At 66.4% G+C, this 26,531-nt stretch carries 27 protein-coding genes; 10 read left to right on the forward strand and 17 right to left on the reverse strand.

Annotation, left to right across the window (positions count from 1 at the left end; genetic code table 11):
- Window positions 1-8: 8 nt before the first annotated feature.
- From OHB26_RS33330 to OHB26_RS33350, 5 genes are all read right to left on the reverse strand, one after another.
- Entirely contained in the window at window positions 9-1,919 is a 1,911-nt protein-coding gene (locus tag OHB26_RS33330) for a CheR family methyltransferase (RefSeq protein WP_330181221.1), read from the reverse strand.
- Window positions 1,916-2,566 carry a chemotaxis protein CheB gene (locus tag OHB26_RS33335; RefSeq protein ID WP_330181222.1) on the reverse strand — a complete coding sequence of 217 codons (651 nt, stop codon included), beginning with the start codon at window positions 2,564-2,566 and terminating at the stop codon, window positions 1,916-1,918. The genes OHB26_RS33330 and OHB26_RS33335 overlap by 4 nt, the downstream gene beginning before the upstream one ends.
- A 133-nt stretch (window positions 2,567-2,699) precedes the next feature.
- Entirely contained in the window at window positions 2,700-3,989 is a 1,290-nt protein-coding gene (locus tag OHB26_RS33340) for an acyl-CoA dehydrogenase family protein (protein WP_330181223.1), read from the reverse strand.
- 2 nt (window positions 3,990-3,991) lie between these two features.
- Window positions 3,992-4,633 carry a TetR/AcrR family transcriptional regulator gene (locus tag OHB26_RS33345; protein WP_330181224.1) on the reverse strand — a complete coding sequence of 214 codons (642 nt, stop codon included), beginning with the start codon at window positions 4,631-4,633 and terminating at the stop codon, window positions 3,992-3,994.
- Entirely contained in the window at window positions 4,630-5,376 is a 747-nt protein-coding gene (locus tag OHB26_RS33350) for an SDR family NAD(P)-dependent oxidoreductase (RefSeq protein ID WP_330181225.1), read from the reverse strand. Before OHB26_RS33350 ends, OHB26_RS33345 begins: the two co-directional genes overlap by 4 nt.
- Window positions 5,377-5,574: 198 nt before the next feature.
- On the opposite strand from OHB26_RS33350, the gene OHB26_RS33355 reads away from it, so the two are divergent.
- A complete protein-coding gene (locus OHB26_RS33355; protein ID WP_330181226.1) occupies window positions 5,575-7,755 on the forward strand; it encodes a malate synthase G in 2,181 nt (726 codons plus the stop codon).
- A 105-nt stretch (window positions 7,756-7,860) separates the two neighbouring features.
- Window positions 7,861-8,445 carry a hypothetical protein gene (locus tag OHB26_RS33360; RefSeq protein ID WP_330181227.1) on the forward strand — a complete coding sequence of 195 codons (585 nt, stop codon included), beginning with the start codon at window positions 7,861-7,863 and terminating at the stop codon, window positions 8,443-8,445.
- Here the strand turns inward: OHB26_RS33360 and OHB26_RS33365 are convergent.
- The 7 genes from OHB26_RS33365 to OHB26_RS33395 form a co-directional block, all read right to left on the reverse strand.
- A complete protein-coding gene (locus OHB26_RS33365; RefSeq protein WP_330181228.1) occupies window positions 8,442-9,407 on the reverse strand; it encodes an NAD(P)-dependent alcohol dehydrogenase in 966 nt (321 codons plus the stop codon). The two genes, OHB26_RS33360 and OHB26_RS33365, sit on opposite strands and share 4 nt — an antisense overlap.
- Window positions 9,404-9,610: a helix-turn-helix transcriptional regulator gene (locus OHB26_RS33370; protein WP_330181229.1), complete on the reverse strand. Its 207-nt coding sequence runs from the start codon at window positions 9,608-9,610 to the stop codon at window positions 9,404-9,406. The genes OHB26_RS33365 and OHB26_RS33370 overlap by 4 nt, the downstream gene beginning before the upstream one ends.
- Window positions 9,611-9,621: 11 nt before the next feature.
- Window positions 9,622-10,044 (reverse strand): hypothetical protein, encoded by a 423-nt coding sequence (locus OHB26_RS33375; RefSeq protein WP_330181230.1) that lies wholly within the window; start codon window positions 10,042-10,044, stop codon window positions 9,622-9,624.
- A 56-nt stretch (window positions 10,045-10,100) separates the two neighbouring features.
- A complete protein-coding gene (locus tag OHB26_RS33380) occupies window positions 10,101-11,369 on the reverse strand; it encodes a cytochrome P450 (protein ID WP_330181231.1) in 1,269 nt (422 codons plus the stop codon).
- Between the two features lie 78 nt (window positions 11,370-11,447).
- Entirely contained in the window at window positions 11,448-12,764 is a 1,317-nt protein-coding gene (locus OHB26_RS33385; RefSeq protein WP_330181232.1) for an NAD(P)/FAD-dependent oxidoreductase, read from the reverse strand.
- Window positions 12,764-13,984: a cytochrome P450 gene (locus OHB26_RS33390; protein ID WP_330181233.1), complete on the reverse strand. Its 1,221-nt coding sequence runs from the start codon at window positions 13,982-13,984 to the stop codon at window positions 12,764-12,766. Before OHB26_RS33390 ends, OHB26_RS33385 begins: the two co-directional genes overlap by 1 nt.
- Entirely contained in the window at window positions 13,981-15,219 is a 1,239-nt protein-coding gene (locus OHB26_RS33395; protein ID WP_330181234.1) for a cytochrome P450, read from the reverse strand. The genes OHB26_RS33390 and OHB26_RS33395 overlap by 4 nt, the downstream gene beginning before the upstream one ends.
- Before the next feature lie 222 nt (window positions 15,220-15,441).
- Between OHB26_RS33395 and OHB26_RS33400 the strand changes: the two genes are divergently transcribed.
- From OHB26_RS33400 to OHB26_RS33425, 6 genes are read left to right on the forward strand one after another with little or no spacing between them, the layout of a single operon-like run.
- Window positions 15,442-17,100, forward strand: coding sequence for an AMP-binding protein (locus OHB26_RS33400; protein ID WP_330185860.1), 1,659 nt, complete (start codon window positions 15,442-15,444; stop codon window positions 17,098-17,100).
- Between the two features lie 37 nt (window positions 17,101-17,137).
- Window positions 17,138-17,926 carry a ferritin-like domain-containing protein gene (locus OHB26_RS33405; RefSeq protein WP_330181235.1) on the forward strand — a complete coding sequence of 263 codons (789 nt, stop codon included), beginning with the start codon at window positions 17,138-17,140 and terminating at the stop codon, window positions 17,924-17,926.
- A complete protein-coding gene (locus tag OHB26_RS33410; RefSeq protein ID WP_330181236.1) occupies window positions 17,923-18,489 on the forward strand; it encodes a PaaI family thioesterase in 567 nt (188 codons plus the stop codon). Before OHB26_RS33405 ends, OHB26_RS33410 begins: the two co-directional genes overlap by 4 nt.
- Window positions 18,476-18,727 (forward strand): acyl carrier protein, encoded by a 252-nt coding sequence (locus tag OHB26_RS33415; protein ID WP_330181237.1) that lies wholly within the window; start codon window positions 18,476-18,478, stop codon window positions 18,725-18,727. The genes OHB26_RS33410 and OHB26_RS33415 overlap by 14 nt, the downstream gene beginning before the upstream one ends.
- The gene (locus OHB26_RS33420) at window positions 18,727-19,575 is read left to right on the forward strand and encodes an SAM-dependent methyltransferase (protein ID WP_330181238.1); all 849 of its coding nucleotides are present in this window, start codon (window positions 18,727-18,729) and stop codon (window positions 19,573-19,575) included. The genes OHB26_RS33415 and OHB26_RS33420 overlap by 1 nt, the downstream gene beginning before the upstream one ends.
- 2 nt (window positions 19,576-19,577) lie before the next feature.
- Window positions 19,578-20,423: an acyl-ACP desaturase gene (locus tag OHB26_RS33425; RefSeq protein WP_330181239.1), complete on the forward strand. Its 846-nt coding sequence runs from the start codon at window positions 19,578-19,580 to the stop codon at window positions 20,421-20,423.
- 61 nt (window positions 20,424-20,484) lie between these two features.
- Here the strand turns inward: OHB26_RS33425 and OHB26_RS33430 are convergent, their stop codons facing one another.
- Entirely contained in the window at window positions 20,485-20,952 is a 468-nt protein-coding gene (locus OHB26_RS33430) for a PaaI family thioesterase (protein WP_330181240.1), read from the reverse strand.
- Window positions 20,953-21,105: 153 nt separating this feature from the next.
- Between OHB26_RS33430 and OHB26_RS33435 the strand changes: the two genes are divergently transcribed.
- On the forward strand, window positions 21,106-22,341 hold the full coding sequence (locus tag OHB26_RS33435; RefSeq protein ID WP_330181241.1) for a cytochrome P450 family protein: 1,236 nt from the start codon (window positions 21,106-21,108) through the stop codon (window positions 22,339-22,341).
- A 164-nt stretch (window positions 22,342-22,505) separates the two neighbouring features.
- Window positions 22,506-23,435, forward strand: coding sequence for a hypothetical protein (locus tag OHB26_RS33440; RefSeq protein ID WP_330181242.1), 930 nt, complete (start codon window positions 22,506-22,508; stop codon window positions 23,433-23,435).
- Here OHB26_RS33440 and OHB26_RS33445 read toward each other — a convergent pair.
- The 4 genes from OHB26_RS33445 to OHB26_RS33460 all read right to left on the reverse strand — a co-directional run bounded on the left by OHB26_RS33445 (window position 23,430) and on the right by OHB26_RS33460 (window position 26,521).
- Window positions 23,430-23,858, reverse strand: coding sequence for a nitroreductase family deazaflavin-dependent oxidoreductase (locus OHB26_RS33445; RefSeq protein WP_330181243.1), 429 nt, complete (start codon window positions 23,856-23,858; stop codon window positions 23,430-23,432). The genes OHB26_RS33440 and OHB26_RS33445 overlap by 6 nt on opposite strands.
- 130 nt (window positions 23,859-23,988) lie before the next feature.
- The gene (locus OHB26_RS33450) at window positions 23,989-24,783 is read right to left on the reverse strand and encodes an ABC transporter permease subunit (protein ID WP_330181244.1); all 795 of its coding nucleotides are present in this window, start codon (window positions 24,781-24,783) and stop codon (window positions 23,989-23,991) included.
- On the reverse strand, window positions 24,783-25,676 hold the full coding sequence (locus OHB26_RS33455; RefSeq protein WP_330181245.1) for an ABC transporter ATP-binding protein: 894 nt from the start codon (window positions 25,674-25,676) through the stop codon (window positions 24,783-24,785). Before OHB26_RS33455 ends, OHB26_RS33450 begins: the two co-directional genes overlap by 1 nt.
- Before the next feature lie 152 nt (window positions 25,677-25,828).
- Window positions 25,829-26,521 carry a hypothetical protein gene (locus OHB26_RS33460; RefSeq protein WP_330181246.1) on the reverse strand — a complete coding sequence of 231 codons (693 nt, stop codon included), beginning with the start codon at window positions 26,519-26,521 and terminating at the stop codon, window positions 25,829-25,831.
- Window positions 26,522-26,531 lie beyond the last annotated feature (10 nt).

Genomic DNA, 26,531 nt, shown 5'->3' on the forward strand with positions numbered 1-26,531 from the left:
CGTCGGGGTCAATCAGGCTGTACGCCTTCGACGGTCGAGGGGGATTCCTCCATCAGCAGCACGACGCCGTCATGGCTACCATCGAGCGGCGAGCAGGTCACCGCGCAGTTGATGGACCGCCCGATCCGATTGATCGCCGGAATGGCCACCGGACCGAACCGGCGGCCCGTCTTCATACACCGTTGCAGGTTTTCGTGCAGACGCTCGGTCGGCAGCCCGAACTCCAAGGTGAAGAAGGCCTGGTTCTGGACCTCGTCGCCGCGCAGACCCCACAGCTCCTCGGCCCCTCGATTCCAGCTCCGCACGCGCAGTTCCCCGTCGAGCACCACCACCCCGGACGCGATGCTCGACAGCACGCCCTCCAGAAACGTCCTGACCTCGTCGAGTTCGTCGGTGCGGATGCGCATCTCCTCGTTCATGGTCTCGAGCTCCTCGTTGCCCGACTGGAGTTCTTCGTTGGTGGTCTCGAGCTCCTCGTTGGTGGACTGCAACTCCTCGTTGGTGGTCTCGAGCTCCTCGATGCTGGACTGGAGTTCTTCGTTGGTGGTCTCGAGCTCCTCGTTGGTGGACTGCAACTCCTCGTATGCGGTCTCCAACTCCTCACGTTTGGTCTTGACCTCCGACGACAACCGCGTGGCGACAGTGGTATCGACGAAGTTGACCGCGACACCTACGCTCGCTCCGTCCGCCGCCCACAGCGGTTGAATGTGCACCTCGAAGTACTGCACCTCACCGGCGCCGTTCCGCCGCTCCACCGAGTTGACCCGGAGACTGCGGTGCTCCGCGACGGTCTTCTCGATCAGTGACCGCAACTCGACCGGCCGGTAGGAGATCTCCAGATCACTCAGCGGCCTGCCGACATCATGGGACGCCATCCCGAATTCGATGCGCATCTGATTGTTGACGATGGTCACAATGCCTTCGGCGTCGATGCCCAGGATCCCGAACGGCGCCGTCTCCAGCGCCAGATCACCGAGCTGACGCTTCTTGACCAGCCCCTGAAACTCCTGCCCCAGACCGATTTCGAGCCGGGGTTGCGCGGACAGATACGGCCGCCCGGTCCGTCCGGTCCGGCGCCGGAACATGCGCTGGCGCATATTGGCGACTTCGAACCGCTGACTGTCCGAGACCAGCAGTTCGGCCTTGCCGAGGAACAGGAATCCGCCCTCGCGCACCGCGAAGGAGAAGCGGTCCAAGATATGCGATTGCGCTTCGACATTGAAGTACATCAGGGTGTTTCGGCACACCATCAGATCCAGGTTGGAGATCGGAGCGTCCCGGGTGATGTCGTGACGACCGAAGATGACCCGCCGCCGCAGGTCGGATCGGAAGGCGAATTTGTCGCCGATCGGCTCGAAATACTTGTCGCGCAGCTCGCGCGACAGCGGTTCCAGCGCCTTGGCCGAGTAGACACCCGCACGGGCCTCGCGCAGCGCCTCCTCGTCGACGTCGGTGCCGTAGATCTTGATACGTTGCGTGGCCTGCTCGATGCCGAGCTTCTCGGCGAACGCGATGGCCAGCGAGTACGTTTCCTCACCGCTGGAACAGCCCGCGCTCCAGATCCGGATCTCGTTGCGCGGATCGGTACCCTTGATGAGCTCGGGCAGGACGTCGCGCTCCAGGTACTGCCAGGCCTCCGGATCACGGAAGAATCCGGTCACATTGATCAGGATGGTGTTGAAGAGATGCCGGAACTCTTCGGCGTTGCTCTCCAAGAGGTCCCGATACGCGACGTAGTGGGCGATCCCCACCTCGTGCATGCGCTTGCGGATCCGCCTGGTCAGCGATGAGCGCTTATAACCGGTGAAGTCGAACCCACGCGAATCGCGAATGAACAGCAGCAGATCCTCGAGCTCCGCGTCCGTCGCACCTGTGTCCTGACTCGATTCCGTCACCGTCTCCTCGTTCGACTCCGTCACTCATCCTCCACCTCGGCCTCCACCAAACTCTGGATGACGCCCGCGATCTCGTCCAACGGCAGCACCAGATCCGCAGCACCGGTCGCCACCGCCGCCACAGGCATGCCGTTGAACTCCGCATCGTCCGGATCCTGCACGATCACCGTGCCGCCACGAGACTTCACCGCACTCACGCCCATCGCACCGTCGCGACCGGTACCGGTGAGCACACACGCGATGGCTGTCGGCCCGTACGCACCCGCCACCGATTCGAACAGCAGATCCGCGGACGGCCGCACGAAGTGTACGAGTTCGCTGCTGGACAGGGACAACACCCCGTGCGCTTCGACCAGCAGATGGTAGTTCGGCGGCGCGATGTACACGGTCCCCGGCCCGATCTTCTCACCCGCCTCGGCGAGCTTGACTCTCAGTTTCGTTCGCCGCGCGAGCAATTCGGCGATCACGGTCTTGTGCCGTGGATCCAGGTGCTGGACGATCAGAACGGGAACCGGCAGGGTGGCGGGGAGTTGACCGAGCACGCGCATCAGCGCGCCGATCCCCCCGGCAGAGGATGCGATGGCGACCACGGCGAACTTGTCGACGGTGCTCACGGTCGGCATCTCCGTGTCGTACAGGTACGCGGCGCGACAGCCGCGCGTGGCAGGCATCCGAACACATCCCCAGCCTAGTCCTTTCCACAGCTTCCGAACCCGCCGACAATCCGTCCTCGCTGGTCAGTACTCGGCCAGAGTGATCTTGTGCACCGCGGCTGTGCGGTTGGCGCACCGCCTGGCGACTGGTTCAGAGATTGCCGACCGTGTGTTCCAGCCGCCGGGCGACCAGTTCCCGCGCCTGTTCGCGCAGTGCGGGCCGGAAACCGCTGGGGTACACCGGATCTCCGGGCAGGTAGGTCTTGAGGACCTCCTTGGCCAGGGTGATCTTGTGCACCTCGGTGGGTCCGTCGGCGATGGCCATGACCTGCGCGTAATTCATCATGTCGACGAACGGCAGATCGGTGCTGACACCGATCGCACCGTGCAGATGCATGGCGCGCTGGGCGATGTCATGCATGACCTTCGGCATTGCCACCTTGATGGCGGCGATATCGTGCCGCACCTTGCGATAGTCCTGCTCCTTGTCGATACGCCAGGCGGTGCGCAGGACGAGCAGCCGGAACTGCTCCATCTCGATCCAGGATTCGGCGATCTTCTCCTGTGTCATCTGCAGGCCGCCGAGCACTCCCTTGCGCATGGGCCGCGAAACCGCGCGCTCGCACATCATGTCGAAGGCCTTGCGCACCATGGCGACCGTGCGCATGGCGTGATGCACCCGGCCGCCGCCGAGCCGGGTCTGCGCGACGATGAATCCGAGCCCCTCCGCACCGAGCAGGGCGTCGGCGGGCACGCGCACATCGGTGAAGCGCAGGTGCCCCTCGTTCTCACTGAATCCGGGAACCGTGAAGTTGCGCACGATCTCCAGCCCCGGGGTATCCGCGGGCACGATGAACATGGACAGGCGCTTATGCGGTTCCGCCTCGGGATCGGTGACGACCATGACGATATGGAAGCTGGCGAATTCGGCCGCCGAGTTGAACCACTTCTCGCCATTGATGACCCACGAATCGCCATCGCGCACAGCGAGAGTCTGGAACGAGGTCGGATCGGAGCCGCCGGTGGGCTCGGTCATGACGTAGCAGGAGCCGATCTCGCCGTCGAGCAGCGGCTGCAGGTACTTCGCCTGCTGCTCGGGTGTACCGAAGTGCGCGAGGATCTCGGCATTGCCGGAATCGGGTGCCTGACAACCGAATACGAGGGGAGCCCACTTCGAGGTGCCGATAACCTCATTGAGCAGCGCCAGTTTCACCTGACCGTAGCCGGGACCGCCGAGCTCCGGCCCGAGGTGGCAGGCCCACAGTCCCTGCTCTTTGACCTTCTCCTGCAAGGGTTTCATGAGCGCCCGGATCTCCGGGTTCTCGCGGTCGTACGGCTCCGGGTAGAGCAGATCCAGGGGTTCCACCTCGGTGCGCACGAACTCCGCGACCCAGTCCAGTTTCTGCTGGTACTCCGGATCGGTGTCGAAATCCCAAGCCATGGTCAGCCTTTCAGTGTGTTTCCGGCAGGTGTGGCAACACCGCCGAGAATGGTGGTGGTGAGAATGTCCGCGATCTCGTCGGGCGTTCGCGCGCCCTCGGGGTGGTACCAGGCGCTGACCATATTCAGCATGGCCACCACGCTGTTGGTGACGATATGGTCGGCGGTGCGCAAGACCGATGCCGCATAGCCTTCATCGAATACCCGCTGCCAACCGCGCTGAATGCCGTCGCGCAGTTCCTGTAGGTCGAGTGCGCGTTCACCGGTCAGCGCCCCGGCATCGCGCAGGGCGATGGTGACCTCGTGCCGGTGTTCCAGAATCAGCCGCACATGACTGCGAATCAGGGCGCGCAGCTTGTCCATCGGCGGATCGGAACTCTCGGCGATCCGCGCGGCCGCGTCGAGCATCAGCTGGGTGTAGTTGCGCCGGATCTGAAAGAGCAGTTCCTCCTTGGATCCGATGTGGTAGTACAGCGCACCGCGTTGGATCCCGGCCCGATCGCCGATCTCGCCGACGCTGGTGGCGTGAAACCCCTTCTCGGCGAACAACTCCAGGGCCGCGCGCACGATCCGCTCACGGGTCTCCCCCGGATTGGACTCCGAGGCGGGCGGTCTGCCGCGCCGCCGCGCGGGCGTCTCGGTCATCGCCAGCCACCGTCCAACTGAAGTGTCGCCCCGGTACAGAACGCGGAGGCATCCGAGGCGAAGAACAGTGCCGCGCCGACGATATCGCCCGGTACGCCGATGCGGCCGAGCGCATTGTGCTGTGCCAGATAGTCGCGCATCTCATCCGGCCACGCCTTCGCGATATCGGTATCGAATGCCCCGCAGCGAATGGTGTTGACCCGCACCGCCGGGCCGTAGGTCTGCGCGAGGCCCCCCGACAGCGCCTCGAGCCCGGCCTTGGCGGCGGCATACGGCACGGCCAAGGGCTCCGGCTTGGCGGCTTCGATGGAGGAGATATTGATGATCGACCCGGACCCGGCGGCCGCCATCCGCGCCCCGATCAATGCCGACAACCGGAACGGCCCCTTCAGATTGGTGGCGATCACCTTGTCGAACATCGCCTCGGATACCTGATCCAGACTCGGGTACAGCAGTGACATGCCCGCGTTGTTGACGAGCACATCGACCCGCCCGAATTCGGCGTACGCGGCGTCCACGAGCCCTTCGCACTGCGCCCAGTCCCCCACATTGCAGGCCACGGCCAGCGCCAGTCGCCCGTATTCCTCCCGCACCACGGTGGCGAGTGCGTCACATGATTCGAGCTTGCGACTGGCGATCACCACGTCGGCCCCGGCTTCGGCGAAGGCCAGCACCATCTCACGGCCGAGCCCGCGACTGCCGCCGGTGACCACAACGACCTTGCCGGACAACGTGTTTCCCATATATGACGCCTTCGTCCGCCGAATCGGTAAATGTTCCGCCCAGTACATTAAATGTACCGCCCGATACAATCAAGACCCGCCCCGGGACCCCGAAACACCGGTACCGCGAACCGGGCACTCATACCCGCGAGTAACATGACGGGCGTACTTTTTTCCAAACATCAACAGCCCCCCGGCTATCTCGAAACGAGGCAGTAGATGACAGAGCGGATTCAGGTCGGCGGACTCCAGGTCGCGCGCGTGCTTCACGATTTCGTGGAGAACGAGGCTCTTCCCGGTACCGGCGTAGACTCCGCCGCGTTCTGGTCGGGCGCCGAGGCCGTGATCAACGACCTCGCTCCCCGTAACCGTGCTCTGCTGGCAGAACGCGACGACATCCAGGCCAAGATCGACGAGTGGCACCGCGCCAACCCCGGCGCCGGCTACGACAAGGCTGCCTACAAGCAGTTCCTCACCGAGATCGGCTACCTGCGTCCCGAACCGGCCGATTTCCAGATCGGGACCGAGAACGTGGACGCCGAAATCGCCACCACCGCGGGCCCGCAGCTCGTGGTTCCGGTGATGAACGCCCGCTTCGCCATCAATGCCGCGAACGCCCGTTGGGGCTCGCTGTATGACGCGCTGTACGGCACCGATGCCATCTCCGAGGCCAATGGCGCGGAAAAGGGTAAGGGCTACAACAAGGTTCGCGGTGACAAGGTCATCGAGTGGGCCCGCAACTTCCTCGACGACGCGCTGCCGCTGATCACCGGATCGCACCTGGGCACCAGCAAGTACGCGATCGTGGACGGCGAGCTCGAGGTGACCCTCGAGGACGGCACCGATATCGGCCTGGCCGACGGTGACGCGCTGGTCGGCTACCTCGGCACCCCCGAGGACCCCACCTCGCTGCTGTTCAAGCACAACGGTCTGCACATCGAGATCCAGTTCGATCGCGAATCCCCGGTCGGGTCCACCGACGACGCCGGTATCAAGGACGTCGTGCTGGAGTCCGCGATCACCACCATCATGGACTTCGAGGACTCGGTCGCGGCCGTGGACGCCGAAGACAAGGTGCTCGGCTACCACAACTGGCTGGGCCTGATGAAGGGCGATCTCTCCGAGAACGTCGCCAAGGGCGGCAAGACCTTCACCCGCACCATGAACCCGGACCGCGTCTACACCGCGCTCGACGGCAGTGAGCTTGTGCTGCACGGTCGTTCGCTGCTGTTCGTGCGCAATGTGGGTCACCTGATGACCTCGGACGCCATCCTGGACAAGGACGGCAACGAGGTCCCCGAGGGCATTCTCGACGGTCTGTTCACCTCGCTGATCGCCAAGCACGCCCTCAATGGCGACACCGCATTGAAGAACACCCGCACCGGTTCGGTCTACATCGTGAAGCCGAAGATGCACGGTCCCGACGAGGTCGCCTTCACCAACGACCTGTTCGCGGCCGTCGAGGATGTCGTTGACGTCCCGCGCAACACCCTCAAGGTCGGCATCATGGACGAGGAGCGCCGCACCACGGTGAACCTCAAGGCGTCCATCAATGCCGCCAAGGACCGCGTGGTCTTCATCAACACCGGCTTCCTGGACCGCACCGGCGACGAGATCCACACCTCCATGGAGGCCGGGCCGATGGTCCGCAAGGCCGAGATGAAGGCCCAGCAGTGGATCAAGTCCTATGAGGACTGGAATGTCGACACCGGCATCGCCGCGGGTCTGCCCGGCAAGGCGCAGATCGGCAAGGGCATGTGGGCCATGCCCGATCTGATGGCCGACATGCTGGAGCAGAAGATCGGCCACCCCAAGGCCGGCGCCAACACCGCCTGGGTCCCCTCGCCCACCGCCGCCACCCTGCACGCCACCCACTACCACCTGGTGGACGTGTTCAAGCGCCAAGCCGAGATCGCCAAGGGCGGCCCCCGCGCCACCGTCGACGAGATCCTCGAGATCCCCCTCGCCCAGGACACCAACTGGACCGCCGAGGAGATCCAGCAGGAGTTGGACAACAACTCCCAGGGCATGCTCGGCTACGTGGTGCGCTGGATCGATCAGGGCGTCGGCTGCTCCAAGGTCCCCGACATCAAGGACGTCGGCCTCATGGAAGACCGTGCCACCCTGCGCATCTCGAGCCAGCTCATGACCAACTGGCTGCGCCACGGCATCGTCACCGAAAAGGATGTGCTCGCCAGCCTGGAGCGCATGGCCCCGATCGTGGACCGCCAGAACGCCGGCGACTCCACCTACCACGCCATGTCCCCCAACTTCGACGCCTCCATCGCCTTTCAGGCGGCCAAGGAACTCGTGCTCGAAGGCACCAAACAGCCCAACGGCTACACCGAGCCCATCCTGCACCGCCGTCGCCGCGAGGCGAAGGCACAGAAGTTCTGCTGAGTTCGCTCGGCTGAGTGAACGAAACCCCCGATCGGCACAGTCGATCGGGGGTTTCGCGTATCCGCCGATGTGGGAGCCGACTTCGGAATCGGGCAGGATGGGTTGGTGAGTGTCTATCCCCCGGCTGTGCCGCAGCGCATTCCGCCGCTCTGGACGGTCTCCATGGTGACCGTTACCGCGATGGTGGCTGCGTGCTGTCTGTGGGTGCTGTGGGAGTACGCCTCGCGCGGGGATCAGTTGGGCGCGCTGCTGCTCGGGGGTTGGGCGCTGGTCATCACCGGTGGCATATGGCTCGCGGTGGCCGTTGCCGGAGTGAATGCCTATGGGGTGTGGCGGGTTTCGGTGCTCGCGCCGGTATTGTTCGCGCTCTCGGCGGTGCTGCTCGTTACCGGAGTGCCGCAGCGTGTCGGTTGGGCGTTGTCTCGGCCGAGCCTGGAGAGTGCCGCGGCGACCTGTACGGATTTCGAGGGGAGTCGGCGGTTCGGGGTGTATCGGATCGACCGGGTTACCGCTATTCCGCAGGGGTGTTCGTTCAGTCTGGTGGGATCGGGGCTCGGGATCGACGGGTTCGCTTATGTGCCGAAGGGTGATCCGCCGCAGCCGCTTCCGAATGCGCGCGCCGGAGATCGCTACCGGCATATCGACGGACCTTGGTACAGCTATGCGAGCTTTCTGGACCTGGCCGCTTAACCGATGGTGAGGGCGATCTTGCCTTTGGGGTGGCCGGTGACCAGGTAGTCGATGGCGGCGGGTGCGTCCGGGAGGGTGAAGGTGCGGTCGATTCGGGGTGCCCAGGCACCGACCGATGCCAGTTCGACTACATCCCTGAGCAGTTCGGGCTTCGGCAGCGAAAGCAGTCCGGCCAGGCGGTGTTTCACGAAGGGGGAGGTGAGTTGGGCGCGGGCGGTGCGGCCGAGGCCGCCGAACCAGGGGCCGCCGCCTTCGCCGCCGCCGATGACCAAGGTGCCGGTGGGGGTGAGGAGGGCGCGGAGGGCGGCAAGGGGGCGGTTGCCTGCCATGTCGAGGATGTAATCGTAAGTGCCGGTGAGGGCTTCACTCTTGTAGTCGATAACCCGATCCGCGCCGAGCGAGGTGACGAACTCCGCCGAAGCCCCGCTGCATACGCCGGTCACGTGTGCGCCCAGGTGATGGGCGAGCTGAACAGCCAGGTGGCCGACTCCGCCGCTCGCGCCGATGATCAGGACCTTCCAGCCCGATTGCACTCGGCCCACCTCGCGCAGTCCGGTCAGTGCGGTCATGCCTGAGATCGGCAGGGTGGCTGCCTGGAGGAAGTTCAGGGTCGCGGGTTTGGGCTGGAACTTCTCCTCTGCCGCGCAGGCGAATTCGGCGAACGAACCACCGGTGGTGCCGAAGACCTCATCGCCGCGCTTGAATCGGGTGACCTGCGCGCCGACGGCCTCGACCACACCCGAGACATCCCAGCCGCGAATATGTTCCTTGGGCCGGCGCAGGCCGAGGGCGGCGCGGGCGATCAATGGCCGTCCGGTCATGGTGTGCCAGACGCTGGGGTCGACGCCCGCGGCGTGCACGCGGATCATCACCTCCGTCGGACCCGGTGCGGGCGTGGGGATCTCGTCGTAGGAGAGCATCGCGGTGGTGCCGTATGCGTGCTGGGTGATGGCCTTCATCATGCTTCTTCTTCCGGGTATTCGAATACATCGTCCAGGGCCGCGCCGAACACCCTGGCGATCTGGAATGCCATCTCCAAGGATGGCGAATATTTGCCCTGTTCAATGGCATTGACGGTTTGGCGGGTGACGCCGATCCGGTCGGCCAGGTCGGCCTGGGTCATCTCACCGTTCGAAAAGCGCAGGGCGCGAATGTTATTGGTCACCCGAGTCGACTTCACCACGGCCAGTACCCCCGCCGGTAGGCGATGATCTTGGCGCTGGCGCCGACCGCGGCCGAGAGGGTGAAGCCCAGGTAGATGACATTGGCGATCCAGAAACGTTCGGCGTCGGCCATGGTGAGCACCAGTGCGCCGACCGCGCCGAGCACCACGAACGCATTGCCGACCAGCGTCCCCATTCGGTCGATCTCACGATCGCGCTGATCCTTGCGATCGTCGCGCGCGGCGATGGCGACGGCGATGGTCGCCACGATCGACACCAGGATCGAGCCCCCGACCGCCCACAGCAGCGGCGAGATATACCCCACCTGCGAAAGACCGTGGGGCCGCGCCCGTGTCAGCACGACGATCAGGTAGATCGTGTACGAGACGACGGCCGCGACCCCGAGGATCCGGGTGCGCTTCTCTTCGAACGGCATGCGCTCAGAGTAAAGAAAACCAGACTTGATGTAAAGAATATTTTACATGACGCAGGTTAGGCGGGCTTGAACCCGACCCGGAGCGACTCCAGGCCCCGGATGACGACATTCGGCTTGAACGGCGGATTCTCCGAAAGCAGTTCCATGGCACCGACTTTGCGCAGCAGCACCTCGATCAGGATCTCCATCTCGAGCAGTGCCAGCGGCGCGCCGAGGCAGTAATGGATGCCGAGGCTGAACCCGAGGTGCTTCTTGGCCGGGTTCATCGGATCGGAGTAGCGGGTGACGTCGGTGCGGTCCGGATCCGGGAAGGCGGCCGGATCGTGATTGGCCGAATTGATCAGCACCACAACGCCTTCGCCCGGTTCGAAGTCATGCCCGGCCACGGTGATCGGCCGGGTCGCGGCGCGGGTGGTGATCTGGACCGACGGCTCCAGTCGCAGCAGTTCATCGGGCGCGGCGGCGATGAGTTCGGGCCGCGCGCGCATGAGGTCGAGTTGCTCGGGATTGCGCAGCAGCCGCAGCATGCCGGTGCCGATCAGATTCGCGGTGGTCTCATGTCCGGCGACGAAGGTGGTGATGCAGGTGGCGAGCAACTCCTGCTCGGTCAGCACATCACCGCGATCCTCGACCAGCGACAGCACGCTGAGCAGGTCATCGGTCGGGTCGGCGCGGCGCTCGTTGAGCAGTTCCCGGAAGTAGCCCATGAAGCCGCGCGAGGCCGCGCTGCGTGCCTTCAGCGACTCCTCGGGCAGGGTGTAATCGTGGTCGAAGCCGCGCGCCAGATCCTGCGACCACTGGTGCACCTGCCCGTACGCCTCCTTCGGCACGCCGATGAGCTCGCAGGCGATGATGAGCGGCAGCGGGTACGCGATCAGCTCCACCAGGTCGAATTCCCCTGCCGCCAAGGCGGTGTCGACGAGCTGTTCGGTGAGCTCCTCGATGCGCGGACGCAGCCGGGTGACCATGCGCGGGGTGAAGCCCTTGGTGACCAGATTGCGCAGCCGGGTGTGGTCCGGCGGCTCCATCCACAGGAACGAGGTGGGCAGCTCCTCGGCGGCGTTCTCCGGCGAGACGGTCGGATGCATCATCCCGGCCTCTTCGGCATGGCTCCACGCGGTAGTGGAGAGCACCGCGGCGCAGTCCTCGTACCGGGTGAGCAGATGATGTCCGATCGGGGTGAGGTGGATCGGCCCGGCCTCGCGCAGTACGCGCGCCGGGGTGTACGGGTCGGAACGGCCGTCCGGACCCAGGAGCTGTGCCATTGCCGTGAGAATGGCCGGATCCTGGTCTGCGACAGCGGTGTTCACGTGTGGCGCGGCCATACGTTTCCTCCTGTTATTCGCGGTGCGGTGACTTCGGCGGCAACGCTGCCGCGGGGACGGGTGGACGGATGGATCTGCTCAGGTGCGCGCGGAACTGTTGCCGCGCAGCATGATCCGACCGGCGGTGAGCGGATGTGTCAGTGCGGTGGGAGGTTCGACCAGGTGCGCGACGCGCATGAACGTCCGAGCGACCACCGGATCATGATGTGCGGCACGATGCGCCTGCGCCACATACACATTGGTGAGCCGGGTGCGCAGATCGCGGGTTCCGGTGACACCCGGATTGCTCAGATCGGAGGTGGCGGCGAGTCGCCACGCGGTGTTCACCGCATCGGCGGACGCGGTGTGGAACCGTGCGGCCAGCTCATCCGGCAGACCGCCCGCGTACAGGCATTCGCGCAACGCGATGGCCTGCAACGCGGCAACCGTCATCCCCTGGGCGTACAGCGGATTGAACGCGCACAGCGCGTCCCCGACCACCAGCAAGCCGGCGGGCATCGCGGCCAGGCGATCGAAGCGCCGCCGCACCGAGGATCGGAATCGGTAGGGCACCGGATCATCCAATGGTTCGGAATCGGTGATGATCCCGTGGATATCGGGCGCCGCGAGGGTGGCGGCGTACTCCCGGAATCCGGCCGGATCGGTGGGCGGATGATCACCGAGCATGCCCGCGAGGGTGATCAGCCAGCGATCGCCCTCGATCCGCACCGCACCCCCGCCGTGCCCGTTCGGCCCGGTCGAGATGATCACCGACGCGTCCCCGCCCAGCTGCCCCTCCCGATACCGGAACAGCCGGGAGGCGTAGCCCAGATCGACCTCGAGCCGCTCGCATTCGGGTACCTTCGCACCGATATCGCTGAGCCAGTACTCGATTCGGGAACCACGGCCGGTGGCGTCCACCACCAGATCCGCGGCGAAGCTCTCGACGGGGCCTTCCCCGGCGACGGTCACACCGGTCACCCGATCGACGTCACCGACCAGACCGTGCACGGTAATACCCTCGCGCAGAGAAACATTCGGGATCATGCGGGTGCGCTCGCGCAGCACGTCCTCCAGCAGCGGGCGGCTCGCGATCACCGAGGTGAGGCCCGTCGGGGTGGGGGCCAATCGCGCACCGCCCACATACCAGCGGGTCCGCACCAACACCTCGGCGGCCGTCGCACCCCGTCGCACCAGCTCCTCGGTGCATCCGGGGAACAGCTCCTCGAAGACGGCGCGGCCGGTGTCCAGCAGCCCGTGTAGATGCCGCCCCTGTGGTACGCCGCGCCGCACATGCGCGCCGTCGGCCCGGTCGCGATCCAGAATCGTCACGCGCGCAAAGGATTCCGAGAGCACCCGCGCGGTGAGCAGCCCCGCGATGCCCGCGCCCAGGACGACCGCGTGCCGCCCGCCCATCACATCGTCACCGGCAGCGCCAGCACGCCCCGATGAATCAGGCTGGGACGATATTCGACGGTGTCGGTCGCGATCCGCAGTTCCGGCGCGCGGTCCAGGAGCGTGCGCACAGCGGCCTCGGCCTCGATGCGCGCCAAGGGTGCGCCCACACAGTAGTGGATGCCGAGGCTGAATCCGAGATGCTTTCGCGCGGTGCGGTTTCCGGCGTAGCGGGTGATATCGAAGACGTCGGCGTCCGGGAAGACCCGATCATCGCGGCTCGCCGACGCGGTGAGCACGACCACCCCGTCCCCGCGCTTGAATTCGCGGCCGCCGACGACGGTATCGGCGAGCGCGACGCGAATGGTGAACTGGGTGGGCGCGTCATAGCGCAGCATCTCGTCGAGGGCGGGCCCGATCAGCTCGGGGCGTTCGCGCAGTAGCGCCAGCTGTTCGGGATGGCGCAGCAGGGCGAGCATGCCGTTGCCGATGAGGTTGATGGAGGTCTCCATCCCCGCCACCAGCAGCAGCAACGACATGCCGATCACCTCGGGCTCGGTGAGCTTGTCGCCCTCGACGCTGGCGGCGACCAATTCGCTGAGCAGATCCGGTGTGGGAGTGCGCTTCTTGCGGGCGATCAGCTCCGCGAAGTACCCCATACAACCGATCGCCGCCGCACCACGCGCGGTCACATCGGCCTCCCCGAGCAGCGAGTCCGGATCACTGCCGCGAGCGATGGCCAACTGCCATTCCCGGAAGCGCGCCCCATCGGCCGGGTCCGCACCGAGCAACCGCACCGGGATCATGGCCACGGCCAGCGGTACCGCCAGATCCTCGAGAATGTCGAGTTCGCCACGCTGGACAGCCTTTTCGACGAGCTCGTCCACCACCCCTCCCGCGACCGGCGCGAGTTCGCCGACCATGCGCGGGGTGAACGCCTTGGCCACCAACTTGCGATAGCGAGCGTGCTCGGGCGGATCCATGCGTACGAACGAACCGGGGATGGCGGCACTACTGTCCCGAAACGGGCTGATACCCGCGGAGTATCCGTGTCCCCAGTCCGCACCGGTGAGCACCGCCGAGCATTCCTCGTATCGGGTGATCAGCGTGACCGGTACATCGCCGAACGCGTACGGGAACAACGCGGCCGCATCGCGCACGCGCCGGTAGGCCGGGTACGGATCGGCGCGTTCACTCGGTTCGAAGGCGTCGAAGGTGATCTCGGGAACAGCGGTACTCATTTGCCCTCCACACGGACGCGAAGTTCGGACATGCCGCGCACCACCACATTGGGCCGGTACGGGGGTTCCTCGAGCAGGGTCAGGTTGCCGACGCGAAGGGCGAAGGCGTGCAGCACCTCTCGCATCTCCAGGCGGGCCAGCGGCGCTCCCAGGCAGTAGTGCAGGCCGAGCCCGAAGGACAGGTGCCGTTCGGTGCGGCGGCCCGGCCCGTAGCGGCCGATATCGAAGACGGTGGGTTCGGGAAAGGCCGCCGGATCGCGATTGGCCGAGCCGAGCAGCACGATCACGGCGTCACCGGGCGTGAATGTCCTTCCGGCGACCATGATTTCGGCGCGGGCGGTGCGGGTGGTCAGGTGTACGGGCGGGTCGTAGCGCAGCACCTCGTCGACCGCCGCGCCGGCCAGGTCGGGATGTTCGCGCAACCGCGCGAACTCGCCGGGATTGCGAATGAGCGCCAGTGCGCCGTTGCCGATGAGATTCACCGACGTCTCGTGCCCGGCGACCACGAGAATGAGCAGTGTCCCGATCAGTTCGGTGTGTGTGAGCCGCACCCCGGCCTCCTCGGCCTGCACCAGTGCGGTGATCAGATCCGCGCGCGGGGCGCGGCGGCGCTGTTCGACCAGATCGCCGAAGAATTCGGTGAATTCGTGCACCGCCGCGGTGCGCGCGGCCAGCTCCTGCGGGCTGAGCAGCAGATCCGGATCCAGCCCGCGCGCGATACCCGCCGACATCTGCCGTACGTGTTCATGCGCCTCGGCGGGTACGCCGAGCAGTTCGCAGATCAGGGTGAGCGGCACCGGATACGCCAGCGCCTCCAGCAGATCCACCTCCCCGGCGGCGAGCACGCCATCGAGCAGGTCGCTCACCAATTGTTCGGCGCGATCGCGCAATCCGGTGATGGTGCGCGCGGTGAACGCCTTGCCGACCAGGCCGCGCAGGCGGGTGTGGTCCGGCGGCTCCATCCACAGGAATGAGCCGGGCAGTTCGACATCGCTGTCCCCGTGCAGCAGTTCGGGTTCCTCGGCGTGGCTCCAGCGCGGATCCAGCAGGATCGTCTGGGCTTCGGCGTGCCGGGTGACCAGTTGGGTCTCGTGCGGTCCCGGGACGAAAGGTCCCGCGTCGCGCAGCGTCTCGTAACTGTCATAGGGATTGTGGCGCATATGCGGGGCGATGCTCTCCACGACCGCCAGCTGTACCGGGGTCACTTGCGCCACCGCGGCCTGATCCGAACTCACCGGCAACTCCTGAAGAATTGGGCTGCGAATTTCACGGAAACAATTTCGGGTTCATCCTGGACCGCGGCGCACCGGGGCCGCCCGGCAATCGCCGGAAGCTATCGGCCGATCACCGTATCTCTTTATCGTCCAACGCAATTGGCTGATCGAGACTGCTTATCAGCGCGCGGGTTTCATAATCCGTTCAGCGCTCGGACACAATTCGCTGTTGTCGTGACGGTCATGAATTCCTCGGATTCGTTCGGCACCCTGCCCACCGGACTCGCCGACATTGCCGCCGCACATCCGCGGGTATCGGCGACTTTCTGGTCGACGGCGGAGAATATCGAGTACGCCGAACTGCACCGCGCCGCCGAGAGCGCGGCGGCGGCGCTGCTGGCGCGGGGCGTGCGGCGCGGGGAACCGGTCGGCATCCTGTGCCCCAATGCCCCCGAGTTCATCGTGAGCTTCTTCGCCATCACCGCGGCCGGCGCGGCGGCGACACCGCTGCCGCTGCCCGCCGGGATTCGCCGGGCCGCGGGATATCCGCAGCAGCTCGCCGCCATCACCGCGGCCGCCGGTATGCGCACGGTGCTGGTCTCACCCGCCTTCGCCGAGCTGGTGCCGCTGCTGGACGGCGTGGATGTCGAATTCGTGGATACCGCGACGCTTTCCGGCCCGTCCGCCGACGGCCCGCTCCCGGACCATGCCGCTCCCGGACCGGATGATCTGGCCGTGGTGCAGTTCACCTCCGGCAGCACCGCCACCCCCAAGGGCGTACGCCTGACCCACCGCCAGGTGCTGAGCGGACTCGCGGCGATTCGCGAGGGCATCGCCCTGGACCTCGACGATCAAGGTGGCTTCTGGCTGCCACTGTTCCACGATATGGGCTTGTTCGGCACGCTCTCGGCCATTCTGCGCGGTATTCCGGCGCATGTGTGGTCACCGCTGGCGTTCGTCAAGGATCCGGCGCGCTGGCTGCGCGAGTTCGCCGCCAGCGGCACCACCATCACCGCCATGCCGAACTTCGGCTATGAGGCGCTGCTGGCGGCGATCCCGCCGGAAAAGGTCGCGGAGTACGACCTGAGCCGCTGGCGCATCGCTTTCAATGGGGCGGAACCGATTTCGCACGCGGTGGTGTCCGCGTTCACTGAGCGCTTCGTCCCGGCGGGTTTCGCGCCGAGCACCATGTTCGGGGTGTACGGCATGGCCGAGGCCACCCTCGCCGTGGCCTTCCCACCGCTGGGCCGCGCCCCGATCTTCGAATGGGTCGATCGCGGCGGGCTGGCGGACGACTTTCTCGCACAGCCGGTTTCCGCCGACGAACCCGGTGCGCGCGCCATCGCGGGGGTGGGCGGAGCGGTCCGGGGGCTCCGGATCCGGATCGTCGATCCGGAGACCGTCGCCCCGCTGCCGGACGGGCGGGTCGGCGAGATCCTGATTCAGGGCGCATCGGTCACCGACGGCTATCTGGCGGTCGATCCCGCCGCGGTCGCGGATCGGTTCATCGACGGCTGGCTGCGCACCGGCGACCTCGGATATCTGCGTGGCGGTGAGCTTTTCGTCACCGGCCGCTGTAAGGACATGATCACCGTGCGCGGGGTCAACCACTACGCCCAGGATGTGGAGGCGGCGGTCACCGGCGTCGAGGGCATCTACAAGCGCCGCTGCACCGCGGCCGTCGATCCCGAGGGCGCCGATGTCATAGCCCTCATCGCCGAGACCGAGTTGACCGGTGACGATGCCGCCGCCCTCGCCGAGACCATCCGCAAGCAGGTGGCCGCCGAGCTCGGCCTGGCCGCCGTCGAGGTCCATCTCGTCGCACCGCGCAGCATCCCCCGCACCTCCAGCGGCAAGCTCCAGCGGCTCGCCGCCCGCGATCTCATCGCCCAGCGGCAGTGAAGTCAACGGCATTCATCCCCTTCGAACGGAGTCCCGCGTGCACAGCTATGACGTCTTCCGCCACTACGAACGCCTGCACTGGAAACTGAGCGACCTCGACTTCGACGCGATCGACCGCGATCTGGTGCGGCCGGAGTACATCACCCTGGCCAAGAGCTCGGCCATGGGCGAATCCAATGTGATCGCCGCCGTGCACGGATTCCTCGCCGAATTCGTGGACGATTACGACTTCTCCACCTTCGCGGTGGTGTGGGGCTATCAGGAAGTGCAGCACCACTACGCGTTTCGCACCTGGCTGCGCGCCATCGGCGAGGATGTGCAGGACCGGGCGGTGGACGCCATGCGCGAGCCGTACGCGCCGGGCAGTACGCCGTCGGCGACGCTGGCCACCAATATCATCTCCGAGCTCACGGTGAATCACATCTACCGCGCGGTCTCGGCCTGGGTGCAGGAGCCGGCGCTGAAGGCGTTGCTGCTCAACGCGAGTCGCGATGAGGCCGGCCACGCGCGCGAGTTCATCCACTACGCCACCGAGCGCCTGAAGCGGCGGCCCGAGGAGTTGCCGTCGGTCCTGGAGACGCTGTACGTGTACAGCTCCGAGGCCAAGATCAAGCATCCGGTGAGCACCTTCAAGGCCGGGATCGCCGAACTGGGCGATCACGAGACCATCGACACCGGCTTCGATCTGTTCCTGGAGCAGGTCGCCGCCGAGGGTGAGCTCGATGTGCTGCACGACAAGGTGCGCCGCACCTTCGCCGCCCTGACCGGGCTCGACCTGTCCAGCAATGCCAAGGTGCGGCGCGCACTGGCCGACGCGATCGCATGATGGTGGAACACACTGCGCGGCAGCCGGATCCACCGGTCGTCGCGGTGCCGTGGTCGGTGATACCGGACTACCACTGCTTCGGCTGCTCCCCGCACAACGAGTCCGGATTGCGGCTGAGCTTCACACCGCACGAGGACGGCCTGCAGGCCCGGTTCCGCCTCGATCGCTCCTTCGAGTCCTATCCGGGCGTGGTGCACGGGGGCCTGACCGGCGTCATCTGCGATGAGGTGATGGGCAATCTCATCGTGCTGGCCCGGCAGGTACCCGCCTTCACCGTCTCCCAGCGCACCCGATTCCTGACCCCGCTGCTCATCGACCGCGAATACCGCTGTGTGGCAACGCTCACCGGCGACGGCGGCGAGGAGCCCATCCGCGCGGCCGCGGACATCATCGATGCCGATGGCGCGGTCTGTGCCTCCTCGACCGCGACCTATCAACCGTTCACGCTGGCCGACGCACGTCACCAGCTCTCCCTCGGCGACGACGAGGTCGCACTGCTCTCCCACGCCCTCAGCACCGCTGACGCCCTGCCCCCGAATGGAGTTCGCCATGTCCACCACTGAGATTCTGCGTACCGTCACCGAGATCGCCGTCGCCGAGACCGGTCTGCCCGAATCCGTCCTGCTGCCCGACGCCGATCTGCGCGGTATGGCGGGGGTGGATTCGGTGCGCGTGCTGCGCATGATCGCCCGTATCGAGCGCCGCTACGATATCGAGCTCGAGGACCAGGATGTCTTCGGCACCTCCACCCTCGCCGAGGTGGCCGGTGTGGTGGACAAGATGCTGCGCGAGGCCGCCTGATGTCGGGCGATGGCGCGGCGGTCACCGCCGACACCAATCAGCATTACGATCTGGACCCCGATATCTTCGGCCAGTTCCTGGACCCGCTGCGCAAGTACAGCTCCGGACTGTACGAATCCGACAGTGACACTTTGGAATCGGCGCAACGCAACAAACTGCGGTTCGTGGCCCGGCGACTCGGCCTGAGCGGTGGTGAGCGGCTGCTCGACATCGGCTGCGGCTGGGGTTCGCTCATCCTGTTCATGGCGCAGGAGTACGGCTGCCACACCCTCGGGGTGAGCCCGGCGCCGCGCCAGCACGAGTACATCGCCGAACAGGCCGCGGTGCGCGGCGTGGCGGGCCTGGTGCGGACCCAGGTGGGCCATTTCGAGGAGATGGACTTGGCCGCGGGCAGTATGGACGCGGTCACCATGCTCGGCTCCATCGTGCATATGCCGGATCTGGACGAGGTGTTCCGGCGGGCGCGCGCGGTGCTGCGCCGCAACGGCACGCTCTACGTCTCGGAGAGCTGCTTCCGTAATGCCGCCGCGCACAAGGCTTTCGATGAGCGAGCCGGTACCGAGTTCGTGCGCTCGAATATCTTCGGCTGGGGCGATCTGCGGCCGCTGTCGGATCTTCTCACCGCCGCCGAGGACGCCGGGTTCTCGATCATCGCCGTGGACGATCTCACCGATCAGTACCGGCGCACCATCGAGGACTGGATCGGCAATGTCGACGCCGCCGCAGAGCGGATCGACGCGCATCAGCCCGGATTGGCCGCCGAACTGCGGCACTATCTGGAGGTCGCCAATGCCGGATGGGGTTACACCACAAAGCATTACGCGCTCACCTGCCGCAAGGCCCGGTAGCGATGACGACCTTCGAATCCGCACTGCTGCCCATCCCGGAGCTGGTCTGCGCCGTGGACGGCTTCCTGGCGGCCTCGCCCGCCGCCCGCTCCTGGGATGTGGAGACCGCGTTCGACTGGAGCGCCGCCGATGCCGGGCGCCTGTCCGAGGGGCAGCGCTCGGCGGTGCAGTTCGTGACCTACATCGAGGATCACCTGCCCGGGTATTTCGATGTGTACCAGCGCAGCTTCCCGGTGGACGACAGCGTGGACCTGCCCACCTTCACGCACAACCGCGAGCTCTACCACTTCACCGTGCGCTGGGCACTGGAAGAGGACACGCACTCCCGGGCGCTCACCCGCTATCAGGAAGCCTCCGGGATGAGCGATCGCGATGTGCTGCGCGATGAGCTGGCGGTGGAGGGGCGCAAGCCTTTCGAGCTGACCTACACCCATCCGGTGCAGTTCTTCGCCTACGCGCTGGTGCAGGAGAAGGCGACGCAGATGTACTACCACCAGCTGCGCGATGTGGTGGACGATCCGGTGCTCGGGGCGGTGCTCACCCGATTGTCCCGCGATGAGGCACGGCATTTCAGCTTCATGGCCGATGTGGTGAGCCGGTATCTGCGAGCGCAGGGCGATGCGGCGGTGGAGCCCATTCGCGAGGTGATCGCGGGATTCCGTATGCCGCTGGCGGATACGCTGCGCGGGTACTGGCGGTGGGCGTTGCGCATCGCGGATGTGGCCGATTACGACCACACCGCCGCCTACGATCATTTGATCAAGGTGATCGATCGCGCGGTGGACGCGCGCACCGATCGGGTGGATGAGCTGGCCGATTTCATCGCCCAGTGCCGCAGCCTGACCTGAGCATACGGAAAGGGCCCCGCTACCGAATTCCTCGGTGGCGGGGCCCTTTCCGGCGTGCGGACTACCGATCGCCGCCCAGCACCAGAATGGTGGTGGAGCCGTGCGCGATCAGTTTGCCCGCGGCATCGGTGATCCGGCCCTCCGCGGTGGCGGTGCGGCGGCCCACATGCACCGCGGTGGCCTCGCAGGTGAGGCGGGAGCCGTCCAGAGTCACCGAACGAATGAAATTCACCTTGAGCTCGAGCGTCGTATACGCCACGCCGTCACCGAGTTTGGTGAAGACGGCGCTGCCCATGGCGGTATCCATGAGGGTGGCGATAACACCGCCGTGCACGGTGAACATGGCATTGATGGTGGCCGCGTTCGGGTCCAGGTAATAGCGGGTGAAGCCCTCGCCCGCGCTCTCCAGGCGAATACCGAGCGAGGCGCCGACGCCGAGATTCTCATCGAGTCCACGCTGGAATACCTCGGTGAGTTCGCCGACGCGCTTGGCGGACTTGTCCTGCACATGGTTATCGATGGTGGTCATGAATTCTTCCTCCCTGCCGAACGATGCTCCTCATTCGAGCAGTCGGCGGTGAATTCCCGCTCTCCGCGCGGTATTCCATTTCAATATCCGATCGGCTGATCGAGAGCGGTGCGCCGGGCTGCCACACGGCCTCGGAATCGATAGCGTCGCGCCATGGTGGATTCCGAAACGACGGACCGGATCGAGACCATCGGCGCGGAGTTCTTCGCCGATCCGCACGCACACTATCGACGCTGGCGCGAGCATGGCACCGTGCGGCGGGTTCGCTTCCCCGACGGGGTGATTCGCTGGATCATCCTCGGCTACGCCGAAGGCCGTGCGGCACTGGCGGATCCGCGCCTGCGCAAGGACATCGCGCATATCGATGCGCTCGTGAGCGTCAAACGATCCACTCCCCCAACGGATCCGCGGCAGTTGGCACTGGTCACACATATGCTCAATATCGACCCGCCCGACCACACCCGGCTGCGCAAGCTGGTCGGCAAGGCGTTCACCGCCCAGCGGGTCGCCGGACTGCGCCCGCGTATCGAGGAGATCACCAGCGGCCTACTGGACGCCGTCGACGGCCGTGACGAGGTGGATCTGCTCCGCGAATTCGCTGTGCCGCTGCCGATTACGGTCATCTGCGAGCTGCTGGGCGTACCGCTCGCCGAGCGCGACGAATTCCAGCAGTGGACGCGTGACCTGGTCGGAGTGGTGGGGCTCGAAGCCGAACGCACCCGCGCGTCGCTGGCCATGGCCGGCTACCTCACCCGCCTGGTGCGTACCAAACAGGCCGCACCGCGGGATGATCTGCTCTCCGGGCTGATCGTTGCGGGCCGGGACGGCGATGCCCTCACCGAAGCCGAATTGGTGGCCATGTCGTTCCTGCTGTTGGTGGCGGGTTACGAAACCACCGTCAACCTCATCGCCAACGGCACCCTCGCCCTGCTGCGCAATCCGGACCGCCTGTCCGCACTGCGCACCGATCCCACCGCCATCGCGGACGCGGTGGAGGAGTTCCTGCGCTACGACGGCCCCGTCAATCTCTCCACCGTCCGCTACACCGCCGAGCCGATCACGGTGGCGGACACCGAGATCCCCGCCGGTGAACTCGTCTACATCGCAGTGGCCGCCGCCAATCACGATCCGGCCCGCTACCCCGATCCCGCATCGCTGGACCCCACTCGCGCCCCCGCTCCGCACCTGGCCTTCGGTCACGGCATCCACTTCTGCCTCGGCGCGCCCCTGGCCCGGCTCGAAGCCCAGATCGCGTTTGCCGCACTGCTGCAACGCTTTCCGGAGCTGTGCCTGTCCCCGGCTGCCACTGTCGAATGGCAGTCCAGCACCCTGATTCGCGGTCTGCTCGAGCTTCCCGTCCGGCTTCGGACACCGATTCGATCGACGTAGCCAGGAAACCGACCGGGAGGTTGCCCAAGCGCGAATTATGTTTTGCCCGAAGCGATTTCGATTGCTCTTCGATCCGGAGAACTACACTGTACGAATCGAGGCGCACAGTGTTGTCGCCGGTCTCCGCAATTCCCGCTTCCGGGCAGAAAGCCGCAGTGAGCGCCGTGACACCTTCATTCGTACGACATAACGCCGATACCAGGCTCTGGACCTCCAGCGCGGCTCAGGGTGGCGCCTGGGCCGAACAGGTCCCGGTTCCGGGCGCCACCTCCCCCGAGGCTCCGGCGCTCGCCGACTTCCAGCACGAACTCCTCATGGCCTGGCGCGCGCAGGACGATACGAACAGCATCTGGTTCTCCAGCACCTCCGACGGCCACACCTGGGCACCGGTGTGGAACCTGCCCTATGTCGGCACCTCCGAACAGCCGGCCCTGTGCGCGCTGAACGACACGCTGTATCTGGCATGGAAGGGTGCCGGGCACGACCAGAACATCTACTGGTCCACCTCGACCGACGGCCGCAAATGGGAGGATCAGCAGCTGCTGGCCGGCGCGGAGACCTCCCGCTCCCCGCGCCTGGTCGCGTTCCGCGGTGCGCTGCATGCCATTTGGCGTGGCGGTGAACATCTGCTCACCTCCGATCAGAATCTCTACCTGGCGGCCCGCGGCCAGACCGGTTGGAGCGCGCCGATGAGTCTGCCCGGTATGGGATCGCACGCCAGCCCCGCGGTCGCGGTCCTGCGCGACACCCTCTACCTCGCCCACCGCGGCGCCAAGGTCCCCCTCGACGACGATAAGCTGATCCGCCTGTGGAGCTCGGCCAACGCCGTCTCCTGGACCTCCCGCGCCAACCCACCCAACGCCTTCACCGGCCTCGCCCCCGCGCTGGCCGATCACGACGGCCGCCTGCACCTGGCCTGGAAATCGGCCAGCGGCACGGAAATCTGGTACTCCGCCTTCGACGGCGACACCACCTGGCAACCACCCACCTCCCCCGCCGCCTTCGAAACCGCCTGCGCCCCAGCTCTATCCGCGTTCCGCCCAACCACCGGCACGAACGAGTTGTACCTGGCGTGGCGCGGCTCGACCCTATAGGCCGGTCGGCGAGCCTTCCGGGTCGATCCGATCGATCCGGAAGGTCGGGTAATCGACGGCGACGCGCTGGTATTCCGCGGCGGGGGCGTCGAGCCGGATCGGCACGTGGGCGCGAGCACCGGGCGCGCCGCGCAGGAATTCCCGCAGAATCGGGCCGCGCACGGCGGGATCGACCTCGACCAGTCGCACATTCTCCTGCCGCCCGTGCCGCAGCGTCGCGCGTCCCTTCGCCGCGGCAAGGTTGCGCACCCAGTTGACGTCGCGGCCCAGCATCGACACGATGTACCGCTCACCGCCGACCTCGGTCAGCGCCACCGGAAACCAGATCACCTGCCCACTGCGGCGGCCTCGCACCCCCAGCGCCGCCGCCCGGCGCGGCACCGCACCCGCCGCGAACACCTTCGCCGACGCCCGATTCTGCACGCGCGCCCACCAATTCGGCCGCCCGCCCCGATACAACCGCCGTAAATACGCGTCATACCACCGCACAGCCGCCTCCCGAATACGACACTCGGTACCCATTGTCACCCCTCGAATGAACGCGGTCCCCGGGTTACACCCCACGGATATCGCGGCGATCGAACACCGGCAGGGCCGCCGCGAGGAAGATGACCGCCGCGACTGCGAGCCAGAGATATCCCGAGTGCAGCCCCGCGCCCATCGGGCCGGTGCCCAGCGCCTGTTGGAAGGGCGACCACGGTCCCCAGGGGCGCACTGCGTCAACCATTTTCGAGGCCGCGAACAGTACATAGGAGGCGACCGCGCCGACACTCGCGGCGGTGAGGGCGATCAGGCGGCGGCCCGTGGCGGCACCGACGGCCAAGGCCAGTCCGCCGAAGGGTGCGGCCAGCGCGATCATCGCCACCGAGCCGGTCGCGGCGGCGGCGATGCCCACGTGCATGGCGAATAGCGCCGAGCAGCCGACCACCGCGGCGAAGAGCACGGTGCCGAGCAGGGTCAGACCGGTGAGCAGCACCGCGCCCTGGGCCAGCAACAGCCGTATCGGGGTCACCCGGGTCATCAGCAGTACCTCGAGGGTACCGCTCTCCTCCTCACCGGCGACCGCGCGCGCCCCGCGCGATATCGCGAAGACCAGGAACAGCAGGGGTAGCATCATGCTGTACAGCTCGGTATTGAGAAAGCCTGTGCCGGTGGAGAACTCGTCGATGGCGAAGAGTTTGCGCAGCGCCTCGGGATAGCTGTCGAGCAGTTGCTGCAGGCCGGAGATCCGCGACATCGACGGCCACAGCGCCGATTCCAGCAGTACCAGCATGACGATGCCGATGCTCCAGCCGATCAGCCCGCGGCGTTGATCGCGCAGGCACTTGCGGTACACCGTGCCGAACATCAGTGGTCCTGTCCGTAGTAGGTGAGGAATACGTCCTCGAGGTCGGGTTCATGACTGACGATGTCGCGAACCCCATAGGGCGCGACGAATTTCAGCAGGTCGTCGGTGGAACCGTCGACCTCGACATGGATCACGTGACCGTCACCGCGAACCGACCGCACACCGCCGACCGCCCGCAGCAGCGCCGGATCCGGGATCGTCGCGGCGAAGGTGAGATCGAGCCGCCGCAACGATCGCGCGGTCAACTCGGCCACCGACCGCACCTCCACCAACCGTCCGTGCCGCAGGATCGCGACCGTATCGGCCACCGCCTGCACCTCGGACAGGACATGCGAGGACAGCAGCACCGTGCGGCCGGCGGTGCGCGCTTCGCGCAGCATGGTCAGGAATTCGCGCTGCACCAGCGGATCCAGCCCCTGGGTCGGCTCATCGAGCACGAGCAGGTCCGGTTCGTGCATGAACGCCTGCACCAGGCCGACCTTCTGCCGGTTGCCGTGTGACATCGCGCCGATCCGCGCCGAGATATCCAGATCCAGACGTTCGACCAGCCGAGCCAGCACCGCGGGGTCCACGCCACCGCGCAACCCGGCCAGGTAGTTCAGATAGCGTTCGGCCGTCAAATCCGGATAGGCGACGAATTGCCCCGGGAGATAACCGATATGCCGTTGCGCCGCCGAGCGCTCACGGACCACGTCCTTGCCCGCGACGGTGACCGAACCACGGGTCGGGCGCATCAGGCCGACCAGCATCCGGACGGTCGTGGTCTTGCCCGCGCCGTTCGGTCCCAGGTATCCGAAGATCACCCCGGGCGGCACCTCGAGACTGACATCGAGCAGTGCGGGCGCATGACCGTAGAACTTGGTCAGGTCTCGCATGGCGATCATCGCTGGCATGATGCAAGGCTGCGCCGTCGCACCGTCCCCCGGCAGAGTCCTGCGGACCCGGCTCGGTTGACCAACGTCACCTTCGGCACGCGAAAAGCCCCGCTCGGATGAGGAGCCGAGCGGGGCCGTGTCCCCCCGGCGAATTCGCCGGGTCTTCACACCTACTTGACAGCCCGAGAGGGCTGGTTGATGGTGGTGAAGTACTGTGCCGCAGCGAGAACCGCTACGGGTGCGGTGACCAGGATCTGGCCTGCCACGGTGCCGAGGAAGCCGATGGCGCCCATACCGGCGATGCAGCCGACGATGGCGCCGGGCAGCGCGCCGAACATCGCACTCAAGGCGCCGGACAGGACCGCGCCGGAGGCGCCGCCCAACAGACAGCCGACAGCCGCGCCGCCGATACCACCGACCAGGGTGCCGATGCTGGCGCCCAGGGAGATGGTGGAGGTCATGCGGCTCCAAGCCGCCTGCTCGCGTTCGTAATCGGTCTTCCAGGGCGCCTGGTTCTCGAACGGCAGCGCGACCGGCTTGTAAACGGCGTGCTCGAGATCCAGCTGCGGGGTCAGGGTGGCGGTGTGATCGCTGATCTGGGTCGCGATCGGGAAGACGAAATCGTCCACCCGGAAGGACAATTCGGTGCCGCCGAGCACGGTGCCATCGGCGGCCTTGATCTTGAAGACGCCATCCTCGACGGCCAGCGAACCGGCGTCGGTGCGAATGGTCATCGCCTTCTCGGTGTTGGTGGCCGTGTAGTTCACGACATCGGTGGTCTCCGCCTGAGCCGAACCGGTGGCTCCGGCGGTGATGGCCAGCGCGGCGGCGAGCAGCGCGGACGCCGCAGCAGTCTTCCTCATCCTATTGCTT

This window comes from Nocardia sp. NBC_01503 (assembly GCF_036327755.1).
Lineage (GTDB): Bacteria > Actinomycetota > Actinomycetes > Mycobacteriales > Mycobacteriaceae > Nocardia.

Excerpts from the sequence above, each read along its gene's own strand:
- OHB26_RS33365 (WP_330181228.1), bottom strand. The coding sequence starts at position 9,407 with ATGATGAAGGCCATCACCCAGCACGCATACGGCACCACCGCGATGCTC.
- OHB26_RS33355 (WP_330181226.1), top strand. The coding sequence starts at position 5,575 with ATGACAGAGCGGATTCAGGTCGGCGGACTCCAGGTCGCGCGCGTGCTT.
- OHB26_RS33350 (WP_330181225.1), bottom strand. The coding sequence starts at position 5,376 with ATGGGAAACACGTTGTCCGGCAAGGTCGTTGTGGTCACCGGCGGCAGT.
- OHB26_RS33390 (WP_330181233.1), bottom strand. The coding sequence starts at position 13,984 with ATGAGTACCGCTGTTCCCGAGATCACCTTCGACGCCTTCGAACCGAGT.
- OHB26_RS33345 (WP_330181224.1), bottom strand. The coding sequence starts at position 4,633 with ATGACCGAGACGCCCGCGCGGCGGCGCGGCAGACCGCCCGCCTCGGAG.
- OHB26_RS33400 (WP_330185860.1), top strand. The coding sequence starts at position 15,442 with ATGAATTCCTCGGATTCGTTCGGCACCCTGCCCACCGGACTCGCCGAC.
- OHB26_RS33335 (WP_330181222.1), bottom strand. The coding sequence starts at position 2,566 with ATGCCTGCCACGCGCGGCTGTCGCGCCGCGTACCTGTACGACACGGAG.
- OHB26_RS33435 (WP_330181241.1), top strand. The coding sequence starts at position 21,106 with ATGGTGGATTCCGAAACGACGGACCGGATCGAGACCATCGGCGCGGAG.
- OHB26_RS33460 (WP_330181246.1), bottom strand. The coding sequence starts at position 26,521 with ATGAGGAAGACTGCTGCGGCGTCCGCGCTGCTCGCCGCCGCGCTGGCC.
- OHB26_RS33375 (WP_330181230.1), bottom strand. The coding sequence starts at position 10,044 with ATGCCGTTCGAAGAGAAGCGCACCCGGATCCTCGGGGTCGCGGCCGTC.
- OHB26_RS33430 (WP_330181240.1), bottom strand. The coding sequence starts at position 20,952 with ATGACCACCATCGATAACCATGTGCAGGACAAGTCCGCCAAGCGCGTC.
- OHB26_RS33385 (WP_330181232.1), bottom strand. The coding sequence starts at position 12,764 with ATGGGCGGGCGGCACGCGGTCGTCCTGGGCGCGGGCATCGCGGGGCTG.
- OHB26_RS33425 (WP_330181239.1), top strand. The coding sequence starts at position 19,578 with ATGACGACCTTCGAATCCGCACTGCTGCCCATCCCGGAGCTGGTCTGC.
- OHB26_RS33415 (WP_330181237.1), top strand. The coding sequence starts at position 18,476 with ATGTCCACCACTGAGATTCTGCGTACCGTCACCGAGATCGCCGTCGCC.
- OHB26_RS33420 (WP_330181238.1), top strand. The coding sequence starts at position 18,727 with ATGTCGGGCGATGGCGCGGCGGTCACCGCCGACACCAATCAGCATTAC.
- OHB26_RS33450 (WP_330181244.1), bottom strand. The coding sequence starts at position 24,783 with ATGTTCGGCACGGTGTACCGCAAGTGCCTGCGCGATCAACGCCGCGGG.
- OHB26_RS33455 (WP_330181245.1), bottom strand. The coding sequence starts at position 25,676 with ATGCCAGCGATGATCGCCATGCGAGACCTGACCAAGTTCTACGGTCAT.
- OHB26_RS33380 (WP_330181231.1), bottom strand. The coding sequence starts at position 11,369 with ATGGCCGCGCCACACGTGAACACCGCTGTCGCAGACCAGGATCCGGCC.
- OHB26_RS33410 (WP_330181236.1), top strand. The coding sequence starts at position 17,923 with ATGATGGTGGAACACACTGCGCGGCAGCCGGATCCACCGGTCGTCGCG.
- OHB26_RS33340 (WP_330181223.1), bottom strand. The coding sequence starts at position 3,989 with ATGGCTTGGGATTTCGACACCGATCCGGAGTACCAGCAGAAACTGGAC.